Source organism: Kitasatospora sp. NPDC052896, from assembly GCF_044547075.1.
GTDB lineage: Bacteria > Actinomycetota > Actinomycetes > Streptomycetales > Streptomycetaceae > Kitasatospora.
Genome location: NZ_JBITZU010000055.1, coordinates 1 through 9,446 on the forward strand (window position 1 = coordinate 1; position 9,446 = coordinate 9,446).

General features: G+C 69.3%; 8 protein-coding genes and 2 pseudogenes. 5 read left to right on the top strand and 5 right to left on the bottom strand.

Annotated features, from left to right (window positions below):
- Nucleotides 1-236: 236 nt before the first annotated feature.
- Together ACIGXM_RS37070 and ACIGXM_RS37075 are read right to left on the bottom strand one after the other, a co-directional pair.
- Nucleotides 237-481, bottom strand: a pseudogene (locus tag ACIGXM_RS37070) (site-specific integrase); the annotation flags it as partial.
- A 374-nt stretch (nucleotides 482-855) separates the two neighbouring features.
- Nucleotides 856-1,617, bottom strand: a complete 762-nt coding sequence (locus ACIGXM_RS37075) for a DeoR/GlpR family DNA-binding transcription regulator (protein ID WP_396568532.1) — start codon at nucleotides 1,615-1,617, stop codon at nucleotides 856-858.
- Nucleotides 1,618-1,706: 89 nt separating this feature from the next.
- On the opposite strand from ACIGXM_RS37075, the gene ACIGXM_RS37080 reads away from it, so the two are divergent.
- The gene (locus ACIGXM_RS37080; protein WP_396568533.1) at nucleotides 1,707-2,927 is read left to right on the top strand and encodes an MFS transporter; all 1,221 of its coding nucleotides are present in this window, start codon (nucleotides 1,707-1,709) and stop codon (nucleotides 2,925-2,927) included.
- 28 nt (nucleotides 2,928-2,955) lie between these two features.
- Nucleotides 2,956-3,317: pseudogene (locus ACIGXM_RS37085) on the top strand (LLM class flavin-dependent oxidoreductase); the annotation flags it as partial.
- 212 nt (nucleotides 3,318-3,529) lie between these two features.
- Here the strand turns inward: ACIGXM_RS37085 and ACIGXM_RS37090 are convergent.
- Both ACIGXM_RS37090 and ACIGXM_RS37095 read right to left on the bottom strand, forming a co-directional pair.
- A complete protein-coding gene (locus ACIGXM_RS37090) occupies nucleotides 3,530-4,726 on the bottom strand; it encodes an IS110 family transposase (RefSeq protein ID WP_396568534.1) in 1,197 nt (398 codons plus the stop codon).
- Nucleotides 4,727-5,038: 312 nt separating this feature from the next.
- Nucleotides 5,039-5,914: a LysR family transcriptional regulator gene (locus ACIGXM_RS37095; RefSeq protein ID WP_396568535.1), complete on the bottom strand. Its 876-nt coding sequence runs from the start codon at nucleotides 5,912-5,914 to the stop codon at nucleotides 5,039-5,041.
- A gap of 122 nt (nucleotides 5,915-6,036) precedes the next feature.
- Here ACIGXM_RS37095 and ACIGXM_RS37100 point away from each other — a divergent pair, with 122 nt between their 5' ends.
- From ACIGXM_RS37100 to ACIGXM_RS37110, 3 genes are all read left to right on the top strand, one after another.
- Nucleotides 6,037-7,035: an NADP-dependent oxidoreductase gene (locus ACIGXM_RS37100; protein WP_396568538.1), complete on the top strand. Its 999-nt coding sequence runs from the start codon at nucleotides 6,037-6,039 to the stop codon at nucleotides 7,033-7,035.
- A gap of 407 nt (nucleotides 7,036-7,442) precedes the next feature.
- Complete coding sequence (locus ACIGXM_RS37105; RefSeq protein ID WP_396568536.1) at nucleotides 7,443-7,703, top strand: hypothetical protein; 261 nt, start codon at nucleotides 7,443-7,445, stop codon at nucleotides 7,701-7,703.
- A gap of 424 nt (nucleotides 7,704-8,127) precedes the next feature.
- Nucleotides 8,128-8,631, top strand: a complete 504-nt coding sequence (locus ACIGXM_RS37110) for an LURP-one-related/scramblase family protein (RefSeq protein WP_396568385.1) — start codon at nucleotides 8,128-8,130, stop codon at nucleotides 8,629-8,631.
- 101 nt (nucleotides 8,632-8,732) lie between these two features.
- Here ACIGXM_RS37110 and ACIGXM_RS37115 read toward each other — a convergent pair whose 3' ends face one another.
- Nucleotides 8,733-9,188 (bottom strand): hypothetical protein, encoded by a 456-nt coding sequence (locus tag ACIGXM_RS37115; RefSeq protein WP_396568537.1) that lies wholly within the window; start codon nucleotides 9,186-9,188, stop codon nucleotides 8,733-8,735.
- Nucleotides 9,189-9,446 lie beyond the last annotated feature (258 nt).

A 9,446-nucleotide genomic window follows, 5' to 3' on the forward strand; every position in this document is an offset into this window, starting at 1 on the left:
CCGATGGCCGAGCCTGGGCTTGGGTCGACCCTAGGTTCGGGGGGCTGGGCGGCGCGATTGCTGCTGAGCCGACCGGGTGACGCCGGTCATGGCACGTCGCCCGGGTTGTCGCGGCGTCCCGTTCGCGGTGTCACGACGTCTTGTTCGGGTTGTTGTGGCACTCGACGCGGATCGTTACGGAGCCTTGAGTCTCCCGGTTTGTTCTTCGACTTCTTCGATGTTGGGGGGGCTGAACGGGCACGCCGGGCGTTCCAGGTGTTCACCTCGGAGTTGCCCCACGGCAGTTCCAGGGCCTCGCCGATCTCGTCGTCCGCGACGGACGCCAGTGGCTGGCTCTCGTCGAGCCGTTCGGCGATCTTGCTCACCCCCCGATCCCGTAGTTGCGGACCGTGTTCGGGTTGCCGAGCGAGTCAAGGAAGACATCGGCCGCCGCGCGGACGGTCAGTGCCTTCCCGGCGGGCAGTTGTACGACGGCGGGCACCACTTCCCCCTTGCCGCAGATAACGAGGCCGCTTCATATACGGCCTGACGGCCGCTCCCGCAGGGTCGCGGCCAGCGGTCCCGCAGATGGTAGGGCATTGTCTGCGGGTGATTTCGGAGTGCAGTTGCAGCTGATGCATCGTCAGCCGCCCACCAGGGACGACGAGGAGCAGCTTCACCGGGAAGCGATAGTCGACGGATGCCCTGCGGCCGGCAGGCTTGTCCCCGGCTGCACGTCGAATCGGGCAACACTTCCCGAACCGCTTTCTGGGGGCGCCGATCACTCGCCCGGGGGGTTGGGGACGCGGCCTGGGTGGAAGCCGGCCGCCGGTGGCTGGTCGTGCTCGGCTGGGGGTGCCGACGCCGGGGATGTTGTCAGACGGTCTTGACGATGGTGCCGGTGCCTTCGAGCGCGGTGAGTTCGTCGGCGGGCGCTGTGGTGTCGGTGACGAGGGTGTGCAGGAGAGTGGACGGGCCGACGTGGGCGAAGGCGGTGCGGCCGAGTTTGCCGCCGTCCGCGGCGACGATGGTGCGGCGGGCGGAGGCGATGCTCGCTTTCTTCACCGCCGCGTCGTCGAGGTCGTAGGCGGTCAGGCCTTGGGCCGCGCTCAGGCCGCAGCAGCCGACGATCGCGGTGTCGAAGCGCAGGGCTGCCAGGGAGGCGAGCGTGAGGGGGCCGATCAGGGCCCCTTCGGAGGCGCGGGGTCGTCCGCCGGGGATCATCAGCCCGGCTGGCCCCGCGGGGTCGCTGAGAAGGTGGATGGCCTGCAGTGACAGGGGCATCACGGTAACCGGCCGCTGGTGCAGCAGGCGGGCGACCTCCAGGCAGGTGGTGCCGCTGTCGAGCAGCACGGTCTCGCCGTCCGCGATGAGCGAGACCACCTCGGCCGCGATGCGGCGCTTGGCTTCGACGGCCTCCCGCGCGCGCAGCGCGAAGGGCGGCTCCTCACCCCTGAGCAGCAGAGTGCGGGCTCCGCCGCGGACGCGTTCGAGGACGCCCTGGGCGGCGAGCGCGTCGAGATCACGCCGGATGGTCATGTCGGAGGCGCCGGTCAGGTCGGCGAGTTCCTGGACCGTCGCGCTGCCCGCGTCCCTGACGGCCTGGGCGATCAGGGTGTGGCGGTCTGCGTTGCTCATACCGAGATTGAACCGCATCCGAGAACAAACAGACAACATGTTCACTTAGTCGCCTTTCGAACAAGCTTTGTGTTCGTTATGGTAGGGGGATGGAACGCTCGCTCCGGGCCGCCCGTGTGGCGACCTACGTCTACTTCGTTCTCGACGGCACCCTGATGGGCTCGTGGGTGGTGCACATCCCCGCCATCGAGTCGCGCGTAGGCATCAGCCACGCCGCCCTCGGGGGCCTGCTGGTACTGCTGGGGCTCGGGGCCTTTTTGGGTATGCGGGTGACGGGGCGGCTGGCCGACCGCCTCGGCACCCGGACCGTGCTCCCCGCCGCCGGGGTCATGTGCGGTGCGGTCCTGGTCCTGCCCGGGCTGCCCCGGGATCCCTGGTGGCTGGCCGGTGCCCTGCTGGTCTTCGGCTTCGCCAACGGCAGCCTCGACGTGAGCATGAACGCCCACGCCGTGCACGTGGAGAAGGCCTACCGGCGGCCCGTCATGTCCGGCTTCCACGCTACGTTCTCCGTCGGCGGCGTCATCGCGGCGCTCGTCGCAGCCGCCGTCGCGGGCACCGGACTCAGCCCGGCCGCGACCCTCGGCGTCCTGGGCGCGGCGGGCAGCGTGACCGCGCTGGCCGCCGCGCGCTTCCTGCTACCGGGCGCCACCGCGCCCGCCGCCACCACCGACGTCGGCCAAGACGGCGAGGGTACACACGCCACCGCCCGCGGCGGTTCCCGCGAGCGAATCCGGATCCTCGCCGCCCTGGCCCTGATGGTCATGCTCTGCGAGGGCGCTGCCAACGACTGGAGTGCCCTGCACCTCAAGGACGTCCTCGGCGCGCCCGCGAGCACCGCCGCATTCGCCTACGGCACCTACGCGGCGGCGATGACCACCGGCCGGCTGCTCGCCGACCGGATCGTCGCCCGGTTCGGATCGATGGCCGTCCTGCGCTACGGCGCGGCCACCGCCGCCGTCGGGATCACGATCGCGGCCACCACCCCGTGGATCTGGGCGGCGTTCGCGGGCTGGGCGCTGTTCGGTCTGGGCCTGTCCGGCTGCGTGCCCCAACTGTTCAGCGCGGCCGGCCACGCCGACCCCTCGGCCGCCGGCGCGAACGTCTCCCGTGTCGCAGGACTCGGCTACCTCGGCATGCTCGCCGGCCCCGCCGTCATCGGCTGGCTGACCCACCTCGTGGCACTGAACCACGCCTTCCTGCTGCTGACCCTGCTGTGCGCCACCACTGCCACGACCGCCGGAGTCCTGCGCACCACACCCGCCCGCACCGGGGCCGACCGCACTCCAGGGACCGCACCGACCAGCCACTGACCGCCCCAGCCGGCACCAGGAGGCCCATGTGCCCCGGACCGATGTCCGTGCCGCCCGAGGCCGTGTCGGTGTCCAGCTCCCGCGCGACCTGCCCGTGCGGGACATCCTCCCGTACGCCCGGCGGGCCGAAGAGCTGGGCTTCGAACAGCTGTGGGTCGTGGAAGACCTCGGCCACCACGGCGGAATCGCGCAAGCAGCCACCGTCCTCGCCGCCACCGAGCGGGTCACCTTCGGCATCGGCATCATGCCCGCCGGCGCCCGCAACGTTGTGCTTCGCCGCCATGGAACTGGCCACTCTCGCCCAGCTCCGCCCCCCGGCTGGCCGCCGGGATCGGCCACGGCGTGCCCGACTGGATGCGCCGGACCGGCGCCTGGCCCGCCGGCCCGCTCTGCGAAGCCCTCGACCACGAACCACTGCCGAAGAACATCGAAGGAACCCGCGCCATCTGAAACGCCTCGTCAAACTCGACGTCCTCACCGAGGTCGACGCCGGCAGCTTCACCAAGAAGCAACAGCCGACCGATGCCCCGCGACCGGCAGCCCTGTCCCCAGCCTCTCCTCGTAACGGACAACACCTCATGAACCGCTTCCTGATGTCGTTGTCAAGCCGTCTCGATCGCTGGGGGTGTGGCGTGGTAGCACCGTCGGTCACGGATTAGGGCCCACAGGACGTTGACACGTCGGCGGGCCAGGGCCATGACGGCCTGGACGTGCCGTTTGCCCTCGGCGCGTTTGCGGGCGTAGAACTTTCGAGAGTTCGGATCGCAGCGGATGCTCACCAACGCCGAGGTGTAGAAGACGCGTTGGAGCCTGCGGTGGTAGACGGTCGGCCGCTGCAGGTTGCCGCTGACTTTGCCCGAGTCGCGGGGCGCGGGGGCGACGCCGGCGAAGGCCGCCAGAGCGTCCGGGGAGGCGAAGCCGTCCAGGCCACCGCCGACGCCCGCGAGGAACTCAGTGCCGAGCACGGTGCCGATACCCGGAACGCTCTCGACTATCTCGGCGAGTTCGTGCTCGCGAAACCGGCCCTCGATGAGCTTGTCCATCTCGGCTATCTGCTCGTTGAGGGCCATCACCTCCTCGGCCAGGGTGTGGACCAGCCTTGCGATGGTCTTCTCGCCGGGGACGGTGGTGTACTGCCGCTCGGCGACCCCGACTGCCGCCTCAGCGAGGGCTCTTGCGTTGCGGACTTTGCGGTTGACCAGCCACTTCGTTAGCCGGGCGGTGCCGGCGCGGCGGATCACGGCTGGGGTCTGGTAGCCGGTCAGGAGCTTGAGCGGGCCGGTGTTGGTCACGTCCAGGGCCCTCTCCAGGGCCGGGAACATGCTCAGCAGGGTGCCGCGCAGGCGGTTGACGGCGCGGGTGCGGTCCTCGACCAGGTCGGCCCGGCAGCCGGTCAGCAGCTTGAGCTCGATCGCGGCCTCGTCGCCGGGGCGGATCGGTTGCAGGTCGCGGCGCATCCGGGCCTGGTCGGCGATCACGTAGGCGTCGCGGGCGTCGGGTTTTCCCTCGCCGCGGTAGCCGTCGGACGCGCGGTTCACCAGCCGGCCGGGGATGTACAGGACCTCCTGGCCGTGGGCGACCAGCAGGCTCAGCAGTAGGGCCGGCTCCCCGCCAGTCATGTCGATTGCCCACGTCACTGGCTCGCCGTCGGCGAGGGCGAGGACGTCTGCGATCAGGTCCAGCAGTTCGGGCTCGCCGTTGGCGACCCGCCGCGACAGCCTGGTCCTGCCGTCCGAGTCCAGGGCCAGTCCGTGATGGTGGCCCTTGCCGCTGTCGAGCCCGGCCCATATCCGGCTCATCGTGCTCCTGACATGCATGTTCGTACTGTTCGCACCACGGACGACCTCGCCGGCATTGCTCTACTCAGCGACTTGCTCGCACTTCCTAATCGGCGGCCGAGTCGTCTTGGGGCGCCAGGCGGCGAAGTGGTAAAAGCCACAAGAGGCAGCCCTCTGATAGCCACACCCAGCACCCCTGGGTGGTCCAACCCTACGAATGACCAGACCAACCCGGCTCAGAAGGTAGAGCCCTCTGAGCTTGACTCTGTCGGGGATCTTGGAGCTTTGCCCGACAGAGTCAAGCTCAGTGACCGCCCCGGCGGCTGGTCGCGGTCAAGCTGCCGGGGCGGTCAGGACGGCCTCGGCAGCCAGCCGGAGATTCCTGATCATCGGATTCAGATCGCCCTCGCGGCTGACCAGGACGACTTGGCTGGGGGGAGCGTCCTCAATCGGGACGGTAACGAGGTCGGGACGCAGTGAGCTGCGCCGGTCGCCGACCGGTAGCACGGCGATCGCCCTGCCACTCGCGACGAGTTCGAGTTTGTCCTCGTAGCTCTCGATCGGCGGCACGCCGGCCCCGAGGATCCGGTAGGAAGTCCAGTCCGCGGTCTCGAACGCGCATGGCGCCGCCTCCTCGCCGGCCAGTTCTTCCGCGGTCACCGACGCGCGGTCGGCCAGGGGGTGGCCGCGCGGGACCACGAGCATCCGGGGTTCCTCGTACAGCGGGGTGGTGAAGACACTGTCGGCGGCGAGTGGCAGCGGGGCCCGCGCGATCAGGGCGTCGACGCGCTTGTCGGTCAGCGCCCCGACGTCGCGGCAGCTCAGGTAGCGGGTGGCGATCTCGGCGTGAGGGTAACGGCGGCGTAGTTCCCCTACGGCGGCAGTGATCACCAGGTCTTCAACGTAGCCGATGGCGATTCGTTCGGTCTCGGCTTGTTCACGCACGGCCAGTTCGGCCTGGCGGGCGGCCTGCAGCAGGGCTTGGGCCTGGGGGAGGAACCTCTGGCCTTCCGGAGTGAGCCGGGTGCCCTGGGGTACGCGGTCCAGCAGTCGTGCGCCGAGGTACTTCTCGAGCCGTTGGATCTGGCGGCTCAGCGCTGGCTGGGCCACGTGCAAGTCGGCGGCGGCCCGGCCGAAGTGCTGGTGCGCCGCCACCACAGTGAAGTAGCGCACCAGCCGCAGTTCCAGGTCCTGTCCGAGATCGTTCACCCTTGCAGCGTACGCGTCATGCCGTTTCGGAATGAGCAGGTTGCCGGATTGGTCTTGGACGGTGATGCCGCGGTGGGCCTTGACTTATGGAGCAACGTTTCCTCAAGAAGGCGACAGGCGTGATGAAGGCGATCCAGTTCCATGAAGCGGGCGGGCCGGAAGTTTTGCAGTATGACGAGGTGTCAGTTCCTGAGATCGGCCCGGGCGAGGTGCTCGTCCGGGTGCACGCGGCGGGCATCAATCCGCCGGACTGGTACCTGCGTGAGGGGATGAAGGTCATGCCGGCCGAGATGAGGCCGGCGCTGGAGTTCCCCCTGATCCCCGGAACGGACATGTCGGGAGTGGTCCAGGCGGTCGCTTCGGACGTGCTGGGGTTCGCCGTCGGTGACGAGGTCTTCGGCATGCTGCGGTTTCCCGGATTCGAGGGCCGGACGTACGCCGAGTACGTGGCCGCGCCGGCTTCGGACCTGGCTCACAAGCCGGCTGGTATCGACCACGTGCAGGCGGCTGGGGCGCCGATGGCCGTGCTTACGGCCTGGCAGTACCTGGTTGATCTCGGCCATGACGTGCCGTCTCCTTTCACCGGCCGGGTGCACCGGCCGGTGCCGATTGCGCCGGGGATGACCGTGCTGGTCAACGGGGCCGCTGGTGGAGTGGGTCACTTCGCGGTGCAGCTGGCGAAGTGGAAGGGGGCGCGCGTCATCGCGGTGGCCTCGGGCCGGCACGAGGAGTTCCTGCGCAAGCTCGGCGCCGATGAGTTCATCGACTACACCAGGACGCAGCCCGCGGACGTGGTCAGCGGTGTCGACCTGGTGATCGACACCGTCGGTGGCCCGGACAGCTCACGCTTCCTGACCGTGCTCAAGCGCGGCGGCACCATGCTTCCGGTGTTCTTCGCCTGGTACGACCCGGAGGAGACGGCGCGTCTGGGCATTACTGTCTCGAACATTCAGGTGCGTTCCAACGGCCCCCAGCTCGCCGAGATCGGGCGCCTGTTCGACGAGGGCAAGCTCCAGGTCGGGGTGGACAGCACCTACCCGCTGCCCGATGCGGGCAGGGCACACACGCGAGCCGCGCAGGGCCACATCCAGGGCAAGATCGTGCTGACGGTGGTCGCGTGATCGCCGAACTCCAGCAGGCGGTGGCGGCCAGCCCACGCCCTGGACGAGCTGAGTGCGTGGTGGTGAACCAGTCCGCGGCTCGATGACCTGGAGCGCTTTCGGGTGGCCGCGGTGTTGGGGCGGTGGGCTGTGGGCAGCCAGCGAGAGGTTGGCCCGGTCGTGGAGGTGCGAGGTGCTGTCGCTGATCGGGTTGCCGGAGGTCCGGGAGGCGCGGGCCCGGGAGGATCCGGAGCCGTGGCTGGAGATGCTGTGGGAGGCCCAGGTGCAGGCGGAGGCGGCCCGGCAGTGGCCGGAGCATGCGCGGATCGCCCACTTGGCGGTGACCCGCGTGTTCGCCGAAGTTGCGGTCCGGCCCGGGAGGGTGCGGGGCGTCACCTGCGCCGGCCGTGGTGGAGGAGCCGGTGCCCGTGGCCGGGTCGGTGGCGGCGGGCCCGGTGTTGCGGGAGGGCTATGACGCCCGGTCGCCGCCGTGGCGGGCCGGGCTGGGGGCTGATGCGCTGTGCGGGGCATGTCGGCAGGTGCTCGAGACGGTGCTGTCCGCATTGGCGCCGGTGACGGTGCAGGAGCTGACCCGGGCGCTGGTCAGGGGTCCAGCGCGGCTGAGCGAGGTGGAGAAGGTGCGCCAGCGTGCCTGTGCACTCGAGGCGCGCGGCTGGCTCCTTGCGTGAGCGGGGCCTGTTCGGCCCGGCCGCCGTTCCAGGCGGCCGGGCCGGAACTGCGGCCAGTGCAAGCCTTCCTACGCCAGCTTCCGCGTCAGGGTGATCAGGCCGGCCCACCCCACCATCCGTGTCCCCTGGCGCCGCCGCTCCGTGCGATGCCGGACGGCCCGGGCTGGCTTCTCTGCCCGGGCCTGTCCGTGCGGTGGTGTCAGGGGATGTTCTGTGGCGGTTCGTCAGGGGTCGGTTTGAGTGGGTGCCGGGTGTGGGTGTCGGGTGTCGGTGGTGTCGGCTGGGGCGGCGTGAACGGGCCGGGTTCGGGTTCGGCGTGTTGTGGCCCCTGGTATTTGGTGGGGGTGTGTTGGGTACTAGGCTCTGGGGGATGCTGCCGGGGTGTTGGCCTGGTGGTGCTGGAACTTGATCTGTTGGGGGCCTGGTGCGTTATCTGGTACGCGATCGTATGTTCGCCTTTCATGAGGAGGCGTGGATTGAGACCGAGCATCGGGAGAGGCTTTTCAGGGTCAACCGGAAGTTCCTGCGGTTGCGGAATACGTTCGCTCTGGTGGATACCCGTGGCGAGCATGTCGCGAGCATCGTCAAGAAGGCCTTCACTTTCCATCACACGCTGTTGATCAAGCAGGATGGTCGGCTCGCGGCGAAGATCAGCAAGCGGGCGTTCACGTTGTTCGGTGACCGGTTCAAGGTCCGTCTGTATGACGGGCGGCGGTTGCGGATAGTGGGTAATCTTTTCGACCGCGAGTTCGACATCCGGCACGAGGGCACCACGTTGGCTCACATCTCCCGGCGGTGGTTCAGCCTGCGTGATGCGTACGCGGTCGACGTGATGGCCCAGCAGGACGCGGTCCTGCTGGTGATCCTGGCGGTGTGCGTGGACCACACCCTGCAGGACCTCAAGGGTGAGAAGCTCACCAACCTGTGAGGGTGCGCGGTCGGGGGGCTGGGCGGCTGTGGTGTGCGGGTTGGTGGGTGGGTGTGTATGGCTCGTTGTGCGCGGGGTGTCTGGTTTGGGGGTGGTGGTTGTCAGGTGGGTTTGTTGTGGGGGTGGTGGGTCAGGGCGGTGAGGTTGTCGTCGTGTCGGGGGCAGGCTTCGGTGAGGAGGCTCAGGCCGATGCCGAGCATCCAGATGTCTTTGCTGATTGGTAGGCCTTGTGGGGTGGGCCATATGCTGCCGGGTTGGCGTAGTCCGGGGGTGCGGGCGTAGAGGCCCAGTAGGCCGGTGGAGAAGCCGGTCAGGGCGGCGCCGGCGATGGGGGCTGGGATGATGGGGGTGAGGAGGAGGGCGCCGGTGGTGATCTCGGTGGCGGCCAGGAGGCGTAGGAACCGTTGGGGGGAGAGTCGGGCCAGCCAGGGGTAGGCGGTGGTGGCCATGGCGTGTACGGCCTGGGCGGTGGCTTGGTCGCCGTGCCATTTCTGCCACCCGGTGTGTAGGACGTAGGCGCCGGTGGTCCAGCGTGTGGGCAGTTCACGAAGCCGCATGGGAGGTCCTGTCCCGGACGCCCGTGCCGGCCCCTGTGGTCGGGCGGGTGGCCGTCAGCGCTGCGGGGTGGCCCGGAGCGGGTCGCGGGCCCTTGCTCATCCAAGTGTGAGCCGCCCTGTCCTCACCTGCTTGGTGCTCGCCGGCTGCTGTCTGTTTGGTGTTGGTGGGGGTGGTGGGTGGGGGTGGGTGGTGGGGGGATACGGTCGTGTGGTGCTTCGTATCCTTTTGACGAGGCGGTGGGTGGTTTTGACCCTCGT